This is a genomic window from Thermostichus sp. MS-CIW-25 (assembly GCF_054060015.1).
On record NZ_JBSSCS010000029.1, the window covers coordinates 1 to 15,495 of the forward strand.

Genomic DNA, 15,495 nt, shown 5'->3' on the forward strand with positions numbered 1-15,495 from the left:
TCATGGGTTGTATTGTACACACATGAAAGCCGCCCTGTCGCGTCAGCGGGCCGTAGGCCTTAAGGGCGGGGCTTCAGACCCAGTTTTTTCGGTGACTGCGATTAGTGCGATTTGACATTCGAGTTGAGATTTGCCAGCTGGGATCCCGCAGCAGACGGCGCTTCATAAGGCCCAAGATCCGGCTAGCCTAGACTAGGGGATTATAAGGTTTACAAAGTTGAATATCAGCCAGCCAAATGTCGGGATCCCGGTACAGCCAAGAGGACGTGCATCAGATCCTCCAGCGGGCCATTGCCCGCCAGCCACGCCTGGGCGAGTTCACCCGCTCCCAACTGCAGGAGATGGCTGCCGAACTGGGGATCTCCCCCCAAGAGCTGGACTTGGCCGAGCAGGAATGGAAGGCCTGGCAAGAGCTGAACAGCCAACACCGAGAATTCCAGCGCTACCGCCGTCGGCAGTTTTACCAACTGCTGGGCCGCTATGGAATTGTCAACAGCTTTTTGCTGGGCTTAGACTGGCTCTCCGGTGGAGGGCTATCTTGGTCGCTGTTTATACTCATGGGGTGGGGCTTGACCGTTGCCCTCAAGGGCTGGAACGCCTACCAAACGGAGGGTGAACGCTACGAGAAAGAGTTTCGCCAATGGCAAAGGAAACGCCAGAAAGATCTCCGCCGCAAGTAAGCGCAGCCCACCCAAGAAGCCCGTCTCGCTGATGGAAATGGATTTCTCTCCAGACCTTGACTGGGGAGAGGTGCTATCATAGGCTTCCGGCATCAGTGAATGCCTGTGCGGGCGTAGTTTAATGGTAAAACCGCAGTCTTCCAAACTGCTGTTGTCGGTTCGATTCCGTCCGCCCGCTTCCTCCCACAAAATCCTAAGGGATCCCTTAAAGTGCCCTTCAGATTCTTCTTCACAGGTTGGGGCCGACTGTGGTGGTGCGGCGGATCGGTTGACCTTTCAGGGTATTGCCTTCTACTGTTTTCACCCAGCCTTGCCCTGGTACAAATCGGTACTGCACATCGGTATCAGAGCCACCGAGCAGATCCCCTTGGGCATTGAAGACGCGAGTTTCCCGCTGCCAGTGTCCTGGCCCGGTCGGTGTGCTGCTCGACTCGGTGGTGTAGGTTTGGCCGCGAGCATTGTTGAATTGGCCGCTGCGCTGCCAGCCTTGCCCCGCTTGGCCCTCAGTAAGGCTTGAGCTGCTGCCTACCGTCTCGCCCTGGGCATTGTGCACCGTGGTGCTGCCCTGCCGTTGCCAGCCCTCATTCGTGCGGGTGGTGGTGTGCTGATGGTTCAGGTTCCAGGTCTGACCTTGTTGGGTAGTGACTTGGCCGGAGTAGTCTCCTTCCACCCCCTGACCGGGAATGAATTGCCGGGATCCCTGGCCGGAATAGGTGCCACTACCCGATCTGCCACTTGGCCCGGTGCGAGTGTAGGTGCCGGAAGTTGTGAAGGTGCGTTCGTCGCTCAGGGCCGGGGATCCGCCCGTTGGCGTGGTGGCTGTGGCAGTGCGTTGACGGGGGCGAGCCTGCGCAAAGGGGGCAAGCGCCATCAGGAGGGCAATAGCCAACAACAGGCAAAAGCTTGCATTTTTCATCTTCATTCTCATTTTTCCAGACCCCTAGAGAGGTTGTCGATCATAACCCAGGCTCAGCCTTTACCCTGTCTGACTCTGACTTTGGCCTGAAGGTTCACTTCCTAGAGGGATCCCGCCAGACATAACCTGCTCTTAATGTCGGTGCTGTAATCTCAGAGGTGCCTTTAGCGAATGCGACTGCATTTTTCTATGAATACCCGTCGTACTTTCCTGGCTGTTGCGGCTGGCCTGGTGGCTGCGTCTGCTGCTGCTCTTCTGGCTGCCGACAGCTTTGCTCAGTCTCCTGCCGAAGTCAAAGTTTGGATTGCCTTTACCGACAACCGCCTGGATTGGGCCCGCGAAAAAGCGGCAGAGTTCAACAAACAATTTCCTCAATACAAAGTTACGGTCGAAGGCTACGGCAACTACGAAGAAATTCAGCAAGCCACCGACCTGGCCATTCAACAAAATGCTGCTCCTTCGGTGGTGCAATGGTTTGAGGTGGGCACCCAGCGGGCACGGGATTTTGGTTACTTCAAGTCCATTGCCGAGGCTCTGGGCAATCGCACCGAAGTGAACGGGATCCCAGTGAATTTCGACGATTTTATCGAGCCGGTGGTGAGCTACTACACCCTGGATGGCAAATTTACCTCCATGCCCTGGAACAGCTCCAGCCCCATTCTCTACTCCAACACGGCCATCTTGAAGAAGGCAGGGATCGAAAAGCCGCCGGCCACCTGGCAAGAGCTGGAGGCTGCTTGTCAAAAGATCATGGCCCTCCCCGACGCTCCCCAGGGCTGTGTGACCTGGCCCAATCACGGCTGGTTCTACGAGCAGTGGATGGCCCAGCAGAATGCCCTCTTGGCCAACAACGACAATGGCCGTGCCGCCCGTGCCACCCAGGTCTTTTTGGACTCGGAGCCGTCAATTGCCATCGCCACCTGGTGGAAAGGGATGTATGACAAAGGCTACTACATCTACAGCGGCAAGCAGCGGGATTGGGCAGCCACCGAGCAGGCCATCCAGACCGGTACCGTCGCCATGGCCATCACCAGCAGCGCCGATGCCGCCAACATCACCAACGCTGCCAAGCAAAACAACATCGAGCTGGTCACCACCCGCATGCCCTACAACGCCGACAAGGGTTGGACGGGGAACTTGATCGGGGGAGCCAGCCTCTGGTTGGTGAAGGATCTGCCCAAAGAGGTGGAAGAGGGGGCGCTGACCTTCATGTTGTGGCTGAACAACACCGAAAATGCTGCCGAGTGGCACCAAGTGACCGGCTACTTGCCCATTCGGAAAAGCTCGGTAGCTTTACTGGAGTCGAAGGGCTGGTTCAAGGAAAACCCCAACTTCTTCACCGCCAGCGACCAAATCAACAATTCCAAGGTGACCCCTGCCACTCGGGGGGCGCTGCTGGGGGCTTTCCCCGAAATTCGCAACGTGGTAACCCAAACCATGGAAGATCTGATGCTTAAAGGCGGGGATCCGGCCCAGGCTATGGCCAAGGCCAACCAGGAGGCCAACCGCCTTCTGGCCGAGTACAACTCCCTCTACCAGTAACCTGGATGTCGATAGGCTGACGGTGTCATTGAGGGATGGGGGTGGGCGGCAGCCTGCCCCTTTTTGGGTTTTGACGAGGCTCTTGTGAAGAGCAAAGCCGAGGTGAGAGGCATGTTGGGATTCGTCCAAGTGTTGGTGCCGCTGTTGGCGGGGTTGCTGGGATCCCTTTGGGTGGGATCCCGTTTCCGGCGCATCGAGCGGCCTGTGCCGGTGGGGGCAGTGCTGGGGGGCCTAGCAGGAGGGCTGGGATCCCTGATTTTTATGGCGCCCCTGGATTTTTGCACTTTTGAGCCGGAGCGCAAGGCCATCGACATGGCCTTTGGCGTGGGGCTGGTGCTGGCGGGCATGGCCATTCCCCTCTGGCCGCTGTTGGCGTGGACGCAGAAGGAGCAGGAGCGCCGCCTGGGGATCCCCGGCCCAGCTGTTCAGGAGAGGGGCATCTTTAAGCAGTGGTGGCTGGCGTGGCTGCTCTTGTTGCCCACCTTCACGATCTTGGGGGTGTTTCTCTACTACCCAGGGCTGGATACCTTCCGCCTTTCCACCCTGCTCACGTTTGTGGGGGCGCCGCGCAGCCGCTTCGTCTGTGTGGATAACTTTACCGCTTTGCTGACGGATTCCACCTATCTGCGCAGCCTGGGGATTACCTTTGCCATTTCGGCGGCCATTGTGGTGCTGGGGTTGAGCGGATCCCTGTTGATTGCCACGCTGGCCTACCAGCCGATTCGAGGGGCGGCGATTTATCGGGTGTTGCTGATCTGGCCCTACGCCATTTCTCCAGCGGTGGCCGGGATCATCTTCTTTATCATGTTCAACCCCTTGGGAGGGGTGGCCAACCACTTGCTGGGGCTGGTGGGGATCCCCCGTTTAAACTGGCTCAGCGATCCCAACTTGGCCCCTTGGGTGGTGATTTTTGCCAGCGTTTGGAAGCAGATGGGCTACAACATTTTGTTTTACCTTGCCGGCCTGCAAAACCTGCCCAAGGATTTGCTGGAAGCGGCTGCCATCGACGGGGCCGGGGCAGTGCGTCGCTTTTTTGCCATCACCCTACCGCTGCTTTCTCCCATCACCTTCTTTTTGGTGATTACCAACATGACCTATGCGTTTTTCGATATCTTTGGCACCATTGACTTGCTGACTGCTGGGGGCCCTTCCGGATCCACCTCGGTGTTGATCTACGAGATCTACAAAATCGGAGTGTCTTCAGGCAATTTGGGTAGGGCTGCCGCGCAATCCATCGTCCTGTTTCTCATTGTGGTGGGGCTGACGATCCTGCAATTTCGCACCACCGAGCGGAATGTAACCTACGGCGGATAACGGCTGTCTCTGCTGCAACGCAATGATCCCAGTTCTCAGTGGGCAAGGGGAAAATCGGCAAGAATGGGGGTAGAGAATCTAGGGATCCTCGATGGCCCCAAAATCCAACGCCTCGACTTGCTGGCGCGACTTCGGGAAGCTGGGCATGCTGCTGGCGGCCACTCTGCTGCTTTGGCTCCTCTGGGGCTCCATAGCGGGCAGCCAAGCCCGTCTCAACTTCAACAACGCCGATCTGCAGGGTCAGGATTTGTCCGGCCAAGATTGGCGGGGCAGCAGCTTTGTCAGTGCCAACCTGCAGGGCGCCGATCTGCACGGGGCCAACCTTGCGGGGGCGGCATTCACCAAAGCCAACCTGGCAGGGGCCAATCTATCCGGTGCCGACTTGAGCAATAGCCTCTTGGATCTGGCCAATTTGGCAGGAGCCGATCTCAGGGGGGCCAACCTCACGGGAGCCATTGCCGCGCGGGCAGTTTGGCAGGGCGCGCAGATTGCCGGCGCCGATTTCAGCGAAGCCTATGTGGATCGGGCGGCAAAGCGGCAGTTGTGTGAGCGAGCTGAGGGATCCCACCCGGTAACCGGTGTAACCACCCGCGAGAGCTTGAGCTGTCCTGGAAACCCACCCCAAAACCCGCAACCACGGCAAACGTGAAGAAAACAGGATCCCTGAACCCGGTCGGTCGGATTGGCCTCTAGATTGGGTGAGGTGTCGATAGTGCCCAACTATGAGCAAGCCCAGCTTTGCGGTGATCGGCCTGGCGGTGATGGGGGAAAACTTGGCCCTCAACATCGAGCGCAACGGCTTTCCGGTTGCCGTCTACAACCGCACCAGCTCCAAAACCGACCAGTTCATGCGGGAGCGAGCCCAAGGCAAACGGATCACCCCCGCCTACAGCCTGCCGGAACTGGTGCAACTGATGGAGCGGCCCCGCAAATTCTTGATCATGGTCAAGGCGGGCGCGCCGGTCGATGCGGTGATCGACGAGCTGAAGCCGCTGCTGGATCCGGGGGATATCATCATCGACGGCGGCAACTCCCTCTACACCGACACCGATCGCCGTGCCGAAGCCCTAGCTCCCACCGGGATCCACTTTGTCGGCATGGGGGTGAGCGGCGGGGAAGAGGGCGCCCTGAACGGCCCCAGCCTCATGCCCGGCTGTAGCCCAGAGGCTTACCAACAACTGGAGCCCATCTTGACCAAAATTGCCGCTCAAGTGCCAGACGGCCCCTGTGTCACCTACCTGGGGCCCAAAGGGGGCGGGCACTACGTGAAGATGGTACACAACGGCATCGAATACGGCGATATGCAGCTGATCGCCGAGGTCTATGACCTAATGCGCAGGGCCTTGAAGCTGTCGGCCTCGCAGATGCAGGAGATTTTTCAGGCTTGGAATGAAACGGAGCTGGAATCTTTCCTGATTGAAATTACCGCCAAGATTTTCCAAACCCTAGATCCGGAAACCGGCAAGCCTTTGGTGGATCTCATCCTGGATAAGGCCGGGCAGAAAGGCACCGGTTTGTGGACGGTCAAAGATGCTCTGGATCTGGGGGTAGCGGTGCCCACCATCGAGGCGGCAGTGCAAGCTCGTATCCTCTCGTCGATGAAAGAGGAGCGGGTGGCTGCCTCTGCCCAGTTGAAAGGGCCGGACGCCACTTTTGAAGGGGATCCCGATCGCTTTATCCAAGATCTGCGCGCTGCTCTCTATTGCTCCAAAATCTGCTCCTATGCTCAGGGGATGGCCCTGCTCAAAAAAGCCACCGTTGCCCACGGCTACGTCTACACCTTCAGCGAGATTCCGCGGATTTGGAAAGGGGGCTGTATCATCCGCGCCCGCTTCCTCGGTGAGATCCAATCGGCCTACAAACGGGATCCAGAGCTGGTGAACCTGCTCTTGGATGAGGAGTTCGAGCAGGCCATTCAGGAACGGCAGGGATCCTGGCGGCGGGTGGTGGCCACAGCGGCGGCCTTGGGGATCCCGATCCCGGCCATCAGCGCTTCCTTGGCCTACTACGACAGCTACCGTACCGCCAACCTGCCCCAGAACCTCACCCAAGCCCAGCGGGACTTCTTCGGGGCCCACACCTTTGAGCGCATCGACAGGCCGGGCGTCTTTCACCATGAGTGGAATGCCAGTTCGCGTTAGCAACGGGTAGCATGAGGAGGTCTTGGGATCCCTCTCTGGCCGGGGATCCGGAGGCGGGAGAATCTGTTTGATTTGATATGGACATTAAATTGGCCGTGAATGGCACCCTGATGCGGGGGCTACCCCTCAATGAGAACCTACTGCAAATTGGGGGTCGCTTTGTGCGGGAAGCCCAAACAGCCGCTTGTTATCGGCTTTGGTCCATCGACGGTCTTTATCCAGGCATGGTACGGGTTTGCCAGGGCGGTTCTGCAATTGCTCTGGAGATTTGGGAAATCCCTGCCCATGGGTTGGGTCAACTCCTTTTGCAAGAGCCGCCAGGCTTGTCAGTGGGCCGCATTCTTTTGGCAGAAGGGGAGGAAGTGCTGGGGATCCTAGCCGAACCCTACCTGTGTGAGGGGCAATTGGACATCACCGCTTGGGGGGGGTGGCGAGCCTACATCGCTTCCAGAAATAGACAGGAATAATCGCATTTCACCAGCTTTTCCCAGTCGCAGCTTCGACATCAGTTGACCCGCTGGGGATCCCGCCACAGTACCTGGCCCTGCCGCATCGTCAGCACCACATCTGCCGGGGTAACCCGAGTGAGAATCGACGCAATTAGATGACGACTGGCCCGCAAATGAGGACGGGTGAAGTCCAGCAACACCAAATCGGCGGGCAGCCCCACATCCAAATAGCCGTACACATCGGATCCCAGTAGAGGCCGTAAATGTCGGATGTTGCTGGTCACCATCTTCAAAATCTCGACTGGATCAGGGCGCACCGCATCTCCAAACTGGCTTTTGGCCACTTTGTAGGTGAAATCCAGCTCTGCCAAAAGGTTCGGGCTATTCAAAAGTCCGTTGTCGGTGCCTAGCAAGAGATTGGCCTCACTCTCCAGCAGGCGGGCAATCGGCGGGAGAGGCAGTCCCAAGTTGGCATTGGCCCGTGGGTTCAAAACGACATTCACCCGATGCCGGGAGAGCAATTGAATTTCCGCTGCGTTGGCCACCGTTGCGTGAATCACCAAATGGGGACGGTAAAAATCAAGAGCACGCTCCAAATCTCCCCGTCCGGCGATGGCCAGACTGACCTCTCGATACCCCTCATTTTCCAGACAGTGGATGGCCCGCAGCTTGCCTATTTTCTCGGTCAGGTCGTGGATCTGCCGCCAGGCGGGTTCCGTCAAATCGTTCAGGGTGCTCTCGGAAAATCCATCTGCTACTGCCAGAATCTCTTGCAATTCTTGATAGGCTTGGGGGTTTAAGGGATCCCGATTTTGCCGCAATTGCTCCTCACTGAAAGGGAGGCTCTCAAACTGGCCCAAGATCACTGAGTGGATCCCGGTTTGGGCTGCAGCTTCCCGCAACAGTTGGCAGCCGTAGACCCCCTGCTCGCGAAAATCGATGTGTCGGATGGTGCCCGTTGCCGCCATGTAGCGCAGGTGAGCGGCGATGTGTTCCAGGTGCTGTTGCGGCGACTGTTTGGCTAACTCTCGATATTTGTAGCCGTCAGGTCGGAAGAACCCCTCTTCCAAAGTCAGGCCTGTCGCCCCATCCGGCAGACAGCTATCCCCCATGTGGGTGTGGCTGTTGGTGAAAGCCGGCAAAATCACCCAGGATCTCTGTTCCAACCCAACAATGGGATCCCCCAGTTCCATGCAGGTAACGGTGTCTTGTTCTACCCCGAAGCGGGAGCAGCGATGGGGAACCAGATCCGGGCCGGCCAGAACAACACCCTCTTGCCATTGAAAACCCATAAAACCCACTCGCAAAACTCATCAGACTTGAGAATGTTATCAGTGCCAAAAACGGGCTAACCGAACTTTGGGTGAGCGGGAAGGACTTTTGCCAGCATAAAGTGAAGCATCAAAACTTTGAATCGAGAAAACTGTAATTTAGACTACCAAAACTTCTCGATAGAGGCTATCAAATACAGTAGTTGCTGCCAGGGGTTCAGCAGAGGTTCAGAACCTCACCGAGTCTGCTGGGTCTCGTCTTTCCAGAAAGCTTATTCACGAATAGGATTCTCAACATGAGCCGGCCATTGTTTCGTCATCTGTACACTCGTAGGCAGCTCCTTCGCTCTGGTGCTGCCGCCGCTGCCATCACCTTGACCTCACAGTTGTGGCGTGCCCAGGCCCAGAACAAGAAAGAGATCACCATCGGCTTTATTTACGTTGGCCCCAAAGATGACTTTGGCTGGAACCAGGCCCATGCAGAGGGAAAAGTTGGCTTGTCCAGCCTAACTTGGGTGAAAACCGTTGAAGAAGAAAATGTGCCGGAAACGGTGGCCGTGGAAGAAACCATGCGGGCCATGATCGAGCAAGATGGGGCAACGGTACTCTTTCCCACTTCTTTTGGCTACTACGATCCCCATATCTTGCGGGTAGCCAAGGAATATCCAGAGGTACAATTCTTTCACGCCGGTGGACTTTACATTGAGGGAGTGCATCCGAAAAACGTCGGTAGCTACTTCGGCTACTTGGATGAAGGCCACTACATCAACGGGGTGCTGGCCGGTTCCATGACCAAAAGCAACCGCCTTGGGTTTATCGCCGCCAAACCCATTCCCATTGTGTTGCGCAACATCAACAGCTTTACCTTAGGAGCCAAGAGTGTCAACCCCAACATCACCACTCAGGTGATCTTTACGGGAGATTGGGCTCTACCTGTCAAAGAGGCAGAAGCTGCCAACAGCATGGCCGACCAAGGCATCGATGTGCTCACCTGCCATGTGGACAGTCCCAAAATCGTTATCGAAACAGCAGAGCGGCGAGGTCTGATGAGCTGTGGTCACAACACCAGCCAAGCGGCGCTGGCTCCCAAGGGCTATTTGACGGGCGCTGAATACGACTGGACAAGCGTCTATACCCAGTTTGCCGAAGCCATCCAGGCGGGCAAAACCCTGATGAACGGTGGGATCCCCCACCTCATTCGGGGGGGTATCAAAGAGAAATTCATTAAAACTTCCCCCTGGGGATCGGCAGCCAGCGATGAGGCCAAAAAAGCTGGAGAAGCGGCCCTTGCCCAGTTGCAAGCTGGCTCGTTGGTCATTTACAAAGGCCCTCTCAAAGACAATACCGGCAAAGAGGTGATCCCTGCCGGAGTGGAATACGGCCAGCGGGCAATCGAGCTGGAATCCATGGACTACCTGGTGGAAGGCGTGATCGGGAGTATCTCTAGCTGATGGCTACCACCTCTTCTGCTGTTTCCCGCTCGGTTCCGCTGCGGTGGCGCTCCAGCCTTGAGCCGATCCTACTGCCCTTTGGGGCTTTGTTGGCCTCGCTGTTGATCTTCGGCTTGTTTTGTGCCATGGCCGGCGCAAATCCCTTCGCCGTCTATGGCTCCATCTACAGAGCTGCCTTCGGCAGTTGGTTCTCTTGGCAAAATACTCTGCAACGGGCGGCTCCCCTGATGCTCACCTCCCTGTGTACCATCCTGCCGGCCCGCATGGGGCTGGTGATCATCGGCAATGAAGGAGCTCTGGTGATGGGGGGGGTGGCAGCTGTGGCGATGGGGCTGTGGGCGGGATCCCTGGCTCCACCCGTGGTCGTTTTCCTGATGGCCTTGGCGGGCATGGTGGCCGGTGGCCTGTGGATCATGGTGGTGGGGGCACTGCGCCACTACCGGGGTGTGAATGAAACCATCAGCAGCCTGTTGATGAACTACATTGCCATTGCCCTGATGAACCATTGGGTGGGGGGGCCGCTGCGGGATCCCAGTTTCTTGAGCAAGCCCTCCAGCTTTGCCGTTGACGAGGCCAACATGTTGGGTCGGCTATGGGGCACCCGCATCCACTTCGGCTTGGTCTATGGCATCGTTGCCTGCCTGGTTGCCTATGTGTTGATTCAACGCACCACGTTGGGTTTTTCGGTGCGCATAATAGGGGGTAACCCAAAGGTGGCCCGAATGGTGGGGATTGCTGTCGGTAAACTCACACTGTTAATCACCTTTCTGGCCGGCTCCTGTGCCGGCTTGGCGGGCATGGTAGAGGTGGCTGCCGTACACGGGCGGGCCAATGAGTCCTTGACTGTGGGCTATGGCTACAGCGGCGTTCTGGTGGCCTTTGTCGCTCGACAAAACCCAGCCGCAGCAGTGGCGATGGCTATCCTCCTGGGAGGGATCCTGGCCAGCGGCAGCATTTTGCAGCGCTCCCACAATTTGCCGGATGCTACTGTGTTGGTGTTTCAGGGCATTGTCTTTTTGCTGATTCTCTACAGCGAATCCCTCTACGGGCGCTTCGACTTTTTTCGGGATCGAGAACCCTCAGAACCAGCCTAGATAACTGGCCCCCGAAGTAGCAATGATTTGGTCAAGTAACCAATTCAGTGGTCAGGAGAAAAACTCAGATGGAAACAGAAGCCCTAGGATGGTGGGGGATCCCCTTGGCGGTGATCGCCGGAACCTTGCGGGGAAGTGCGCCTTTTTTGTTCGTCAGCTTGGGGGAGTGTCTGACGGAAAAAAGCGGCAAAATCAACCTCGGCCTAGAGGGATCCCTGTTGATGGGGGCAATGAGCGCCTACGCCATCTCCTTCCTCACCCAAAACACGGCAGGCAGTGTGGTCGCGCCTTGGTTAGGGGTATTGGTGGCCGGGTTTGCCGGTTTAGCCTTGGGAGGGATCCACGCCTTTTTGGCCCAACAACCTCGGGTTAACGATGTTGCGGTGGGCATTGCTATGATCATCTTTGGCAGTGGAATGGCCTTTTACCTGGGCAAACCCTTCATTCAGCCCGCAGCCCCCCGGCTACCTGCCTTTGAGTTGGGAAATTGGAGCAGCAGTCCTGCCATTCAAGCTGCCCTAAAACTGAGCCCACTTCTGCTGCTGGGGATCCTCCTGGCCTTTGTCATGCACTGGTTCTTTCGCTCCACTCGTTGGGGCCTATTCGTGCGGGCTGTGGGCGACAACCCCGATGCAGCACGGGCCATGGGGATCTCGGTGCCCAAGGTAAGGGCTCTGTGCATCATGGCAGGCAGCTTCTTGGCAGCCGTGGGAGGAGCTTACCTGTCCCTATACTACCCCGGCAGTTGGACAGAACGCATTTCCAGCGGACAAGGCTTGATGGCCGTGGCCCTGGTGATCTTTGCCAAGTGGAACCCGTTGCAGTGTTTATTGGCTGCTTTTTTGTTCGGCGGAGCTCAGGCGATTGGGCCAGCCTTGCAGTCGGTGGGTGTGCAGTCCAACTACTACCTGTGGAATGCCGCTCCCTACGTGCTGACCTTGGGGATCATGATCCTGACCAGTTCTCCGCGGCGAACCCTGGCAGGCATGCCTGGGGCCTTGGGCACCGGGAAGTAGCCGACTGGCTATAGTCGAAGTGAACCCGATTTAGGGATCCCTGGTTATGACCGCTGTACAAACCCGACCTGCCAATACCCTGACTCTGAGAGAGGTTCACGAGCTCTTAGGGCTGTGTCGGGGAGATTCTTTAGAGTTCGAGGAAAAACTGGACTTACCCCCTTTGACTGAACGGGAGATTGAGGAGCTGACCCAACTCCAGGAATTGTATTTTAGCTATCTGGCCGATGACACTCTGAATGAAGGGCAAGTCAAATTTCTGTTTGTTTCTCCACTTCTCAAACTGGCAGGCTTTCTATCGAGCGACATCAAAATTAATCTAGAAGAAAATATTGCCGATATTATCGTTGAGGAGGAAGAAGGCCAAGTTGCCATCAAAGGTCGTGTAGACTTACTCGCCATTAGAAGAGGAGCAAGAGAGAGCTTTTGGATCCTCGTGATAGAAACCAAGGGAGGAACAGTAGCTACAAGCCTGGCCATCGCCCAATTATTGACCTATGCTTACAAAGGAATAAAAAATCAAGAATTTGTTTGGGGATTAGCTACAAATGGAGAAGACTACCAATTTATCTTGTTACAGCAAGGTTCACCCATTACCTACCATTATCTACCTAAGCTGGGATTGCTAGATAGCAAATCGATACATCGGCTTTTACAAGTTCTTAAATCCATTCGACTAACTCTCTAACCCATTCCATCTTCATCAGCAAAGGATTTGATCATGAGTGGACTCGGTGGCCTGAATAAAACTCCCAACGGTGTTGTATTGGGACTGGTGCAACTGCAGCTACCCAATGTGGTTACTCCCGATGATCTGGCGGCGCAAACCCAAAAGATAGTCAGTATGGTGGGGAAGGCTCGCCGCAGCATGCCCAGCATGGATTTGGTGGTCTTTCCGGAGTACTCTCTGCACGGCCTGTCGATGGACACTAATCCGGAGATCATGTGCCGACTGGATGGACCAGAGGTAGCTGCCTTCAGTGCCGCCTGCCGAGAGAACGATATTTGGGGCTGCTTCTCAATCATGGAATACAACTCGCAGGGTAATCCCTATAACAGCGGCATTATTCTCGACAATCGAGGGAACCTACAACTGTACTATCGCAAGCTGCATCCTTGGGTTCCCGTCGAACCTTGGGAGCCGGGAAATTTAGGGATCCCTGTCTGTGATGGCCCGAATGGCTCAAAGATTGCCCTGATCATTTGTCATGATGGCATGTTTCCAGAAATGGCCCGCGAGTGTGCCTACAAAGGGGCCGAGATTATGTTGCGCACTGCCGGATATACTGCCCCCATTCGCCACAGTTGGCAAATTACCAATCAGGCCAATGCCTTTTGCAATTTGATGGTGACGGCCTCGGTGTGTATGTGTGGGTCGGATGGCACGTTTGATTCTATGGGGGAGGGCATGATCTGCAACTTTGATGGCACCCCCCTGGTCATGGGATCCCATCGCCCTGATGAAATCATTACTGGCGAAGTGCGCCCAGATTTGGTGCGGGAAGCTCGCATCCATTGGGGTGTGGAAAACAACATTTATCAATTCGGACACCGTGGCTATGTGGCCGTCAAAGGCGGAGCCCAAGATTGCCCCTACACCTACATGCAGGATTTGGTGAATGGGGCCTATCGCCTGCCCTGGGAAGAGAAAGTGATCCACAAAGATGGCAGCGCCTGTGGATTTCCTCCTGCCACCCGCCTTTACCAGGAATCCTCCCTCACCGAGGCAGCTTATACTGGCTCTACTTGAAGATTTCGTCGATACTAGAGACACTACACCCGCGTAGACTGGGCAGATGAGGAGTTTAAGCAGGCCCTCCAGGAACGGCAGGGCTCCTGGCGACGGGTGGTGGCCACAGCGGCGGCCTTGGGGATCCCGATCCCGGCCATCAGCGCTTCCTTGGCCTACTACGACAGCTACCGTACCGCCAACCTGCCCCAGAACCTCACCCAAGCCCAGCGGGACTTCTTCGGGGCCCACACCTTTGAGCGCATCGACAGGCCGGGCGTCTTTCACCATGAGTGGAATGCCAGTTCGCGTTAGCAATGCCTAGCATGAGGTGTTCTCCAATCGCCTTCCACTCAGGAGAAGAATGGATGGCGAGCAGCCCAGCTCCGGCCAAAACAAGCCTCTAGACCTGTAGGCGAAAGGACTCCGCTCCACTAGCGCATTTGCCGAAGCCTCATGTGGCGATATAGTTGTTTCAGTTTAGGCTGAGACAGACGGGCTACTGAGAAAAACCTTCTGGCCTTCTGTATTCAAGGTTCTGGTTGTGGGTTCAATGTCCTAGGTCGTGTTGATCTTATGTTGAGATGGAGAGAATAATTTATGGAGGAAAGAGGATGAAGTTGGTTTTTTAGATGAAAACAAATGGCAGAAGATATTGGCTTTTTACGGACAGAAGAGAGAGTTAACATTGGGAAAGAAGCAAACTGTAAACAGTTTATTGAAGCAGTTCTTTGGATGGCACGTTCTGGTGCTCCTTGGCGCTACCTCCCAGAAGGATATGGCAAATGGTACACCATTTATCAAAGATTCCACCGGTGGAGTCGTTTTGGAGTGTGGGAACGGATGTTCAAGTATTTTATTGACGACCCTGATTTAGAGCATCTTATTATTGATTCAACCATGGTTCGAGCGCACTCCTGTGCTGCCGGAAAAAAGGGGAGCAAGCTTTGGGGAGAAGCCGAGGCGGATACAGCACCAAGATTCATGTGAGTGTAGATGGGTTGGGAAATCCGCTGGAATTGAGGATAACTGGCGGAGAAAGGAACGATATTACTCAAGGGGAAGAATTGATAGAGGGCTGGCAGAGAGAGGATACCAAAGTAATTGGGGATAAAGGATATGATGCCGATAAGTTGATTGAGAAGATAGGGGAAGCTCAAGCGGTTATTCCGCCTAAAAGGAATAGAAAGACGCAGCGGTATTATGACAAGCATTTATATAAAGAAAGGCATTTAACCGAATGCTTTTTTTCATAAGTTGAAGCAGTACCGGCATCTATTTTCTCGTTTTGACAAGTTGGCAAGAAACTTCTTGAGTTTTCTCTATCTCGTCAGTGCTCTCTTTTGGCTCAAATAAAAGATCAACACAACCTAGTGGACGAGTGCCATCGCAAGGTAGCAGCGTTCCTGACCGATCACTACCGCTTGATATTTCTGCCCACCTTCGAGTCGGCCCAGATGGTTGCCAAGGCGGGAAGAAAGTTTGGTAGCAAGACGGCTAGGGCGATGCTGACCTGGGCGCACTATCGGTTCAAGCAGTTCCTGAAGTTCCAAGCCAGGAAGAAGAACGTGGTGGTGGATGTGTCAGAGGCGTACACCAGCAAGACCTGTACGAGGTGTGGGCATATCCACACCCAGTTAGGGGGTGCGAAGGTGTTTGTCTGTCCCGAATGCAACCACAAGCTACCACGGGATTGGCAAGGCGCTCTGGGGGTATTCCTCAGGGCTTTGCGGGATACCGCCATTCTGTTCAGTACTGAGCAGGATGCTATCGCTGCTTCTCTGGGCAGCAATGTGTGGCTACGCCACGCAAGCGAACAGGAAAGTTCAGCGTAAATGTATCAGTCCTGCTGCACTATAATGTTCTCGCTTCAAGGTCTCCGCTTTGAGGTT

13 protein-coding genes, 1 tRNA gene and 3 pseudogenes are annotated in these 15,495 nt (G+C 55.7%); 15 read left to right on the forward strand and 2 right to left on the reverse strand.

The genetic code is table 11. The features are described 5' to 3' along the window. The first annotated feature begins 236 nt into the window (after positions 1 to 236). Both ACVWZ1_RS10515 and ACVWZ1_RS10520 read left to right on the forward strand, forming a co-directional pair. On the forward strand, positions 237 to 680 hold the full coding sequence (locus tag ACVWZ1_RS10515; RefSeq protein WP_457503331.1) for a 2TM domain-containing protein: 444 nt from the start codon (positions 237 to 239) through the stop codon (positions 678 to 680). A gap of 107 nt (positions 681 to 787) precedes the next feature. Further along, positions 788 to 858 (forward strand) — tRNA-Gly (locus ACVWZ1_RS10520). 51 nt (positions 859 to 909) lie between these two features. Here the strand turns inward: ACVWZ1_RS10520 and ACVWZ1_RS10525 are convergent. Next, a complete protein-coding gene (locus ACVWZ1_RS10525; protein ID WP_457503332.1) occupies positions 910 to 1,596 on the reverse strand; it encodes a hypothetical protein in 687 nt (228 codons plus the stop codon). Positions 1,597 to 1,785: 189 nt separating this feature from the next. On the opposite strand from ACVWZ1_RS10525, the gene ACVWZ1_RS10530 reads away from it, so the two are divergent. The 5 genes from ACVWZ1_RS10530 to ACVWZ1_RS10550 all read left to right on the forward strand — a co-directional run bounded on the left by ACVWZ1_RS10530 (position 1,786) and on the right by ACVWZ1_RS10550 (position 7,060). Further along, entirely contained in the window at positions 1,786 to 3,138 is a 1,353-nt protein-coding gene (locus tag ACVWZ1_RS10530) for an ABC transporter substrate-binding protein (protein WP_414342295.1), read from the forward strand. Positions 3,139 to 3,249: 111 nt separating this feature from the next. After that, the gene (locus ACVWZ1_RS10535) at positions 3,250 to 4,452 is read left to right on the forward strand and encodes a carbohydrate ABC transporter permease (RefSeq protein ID WP_457503333.1); all 1,203 of its coding nucleotides are present in this window, start codon (positions 3,250 to 3,252) and stop codon (positions 4,450 to 4,452) included. A gap of 91 nt (positions 4,453 to 4,543) precedes the next feature. Then, positions 4,544 to 5,101, forward strand: a complete 558-nt coding sequence (locus ACVWZ1_RS10540) for a pentapeptide repeat-containing protein (protein WP_414418168.1) — start codon at positions 4,544 to 4,546, stop codon at positions 5,099 to 5,101. Positions 5,102 to 5,174: 73 nt separating this feature from the next. Further along, positions 5,175 to 6,593 carry an NADP-dependent phosphogluconate dehydrogenase gene (gene gndA, locus ACVWZ1_RS10545; protein WP_457465783.1) on the forward strand — a complete coding sequence of 473 codons (1,419 nt, stop codon included), beginning with the start codon at positions 5,175 to 5,177 and terminating at the stop codon, positions 6,591 to 6,593. Between the two features lie 77 nt (positions 6,594 to 6,670). Next, complete coding sequence (locus tag ACVWZ1_RS10550; protein WP_099812288.1) at positions 6,671 to 7,060, forward strand: allophanate hydrolase-related protein; 390 nt, start codon at positions 6,671 to 6,673, stop codon at positions 7,058 to 7,060. 38 nt (positions 7,061 to 7,098) lie between these two features. On the opposite strand, the gene ACVWZ1_RS10555 is transcribed toward ACVWZ1_RS10550, so the two are convergent. Next, positions 7,099 to 8,334, reverse strand: coding sequence for an amidohydrolase family protein (locus tag ACVWZ1_RS10555; RefSeq protein WP_457465786.1), 1,236 nt, complete (start codon positions 8,332 to 8,334; stop codon positions 7,099 to 7,101). 275 nt (positions 8,335 to 8,609) lie between these two features. Between ACVWZ1_RS10555 and ACVWZ1_RS10560 the strand changes: the two genes are divergently transcribed. From ACVWZ1_RS10560 to ACVWZ1_RS10595, 8 genes and pseudogenes are all read left to right on the forward strand, one after another. Next, complete coding sequence (locus tag ACVWZ1_RS10560; RefSeq protein ID WP_414406449.1) at positions 8,610 to 9,764, forward strand: BMP family ABC transporter substrate-binding protein; 1,155 nt, start codon at positions 8,610 to 8,612, stop codon at positions 9,762 to 9,764. Next, positions 9,764 to 10,858 carry an ABC transporter permease gene (locus ACVWZ1_RS10565; protein ID WP_414406450.1) on the forward strand — a complete coding sequence of 365 codons (1,095 nt, stop codon included), beginning with the start codon at positions 9,764 to 9,766 and terminating at the stop codon, positions 10,856 to 10,858. Before ACVWZ1_RS10560 ends, ACVWZ1_RS10565 begins: the two co-directional genes overlap by 1 nt. Positions 10,859 to 10,926: 68 nt before the next feature. Beyond that, positions 10,927 to 11,874, forward strand: coding sequence for an ABC transporter permease (locus ACVWZ1_RS10570; RefSeq protein WP_099812292.1), 948 nt, complete (start codon positions 10,927 to 10,929; stop codon positions 11,872 to 11,874). 46 nt (positions 11,875 to 11,920) lie between these two features. Continuing rightward, positions 11,921 to 12,562 carry a restriction endonuclease subunit R gene (locus ACVWZ1_RS10575; RefSeq protein WP_414357564.1) on the forward strand — a complete coding sequence of 214 codons (642 nt, stop codon included), beginning with the start codon at positions 11,921 to 11,923 and terminating at the stop codon, positions 12,560 to 12,562. Positions 12,563 to 12,595: 33 nt separating this feature from the next. Then, positions 12,596 to 13,624, forward strand: a complete 1,029-nt coding sequence (locus ACVWZ1_RS10580; protein ID WP_457465789.1) for a formamidase — start codon at positions 12,596 to 12,598, stop codon at positions 13,622 to 13,624. A 51-nt stretch (positions 13,625 to 13,675) separates the two neighbouring features. After that, positions 13,676 to 13,918: pseudogene (locus ACVWZ1_RS10585) on the forward strand (NADP-dependent phosphogluconate dehydrogenase); the annotation flags it as partial. A 337-nt stretch (positions 13,919 to 14,255) separates the two neighbouring features. Further along, a pseudogene (locus ACVWZ1_RS10590) lies at positions 14,256 to 14,959 on the forward strand (IS5 family transposase). Positions 14,960 to 14,970: 11 nt separating this feature from the next. Then, positions 14,971 to 15,438 (forward strand): annotated as a pseudogene (locus ACVWZ1_RS10595) (zinc ribbon domain-containing protein); the annotation flags it as partial. Positions 15,439 to 15,495 lie beyond the last annotated feature (57 nt).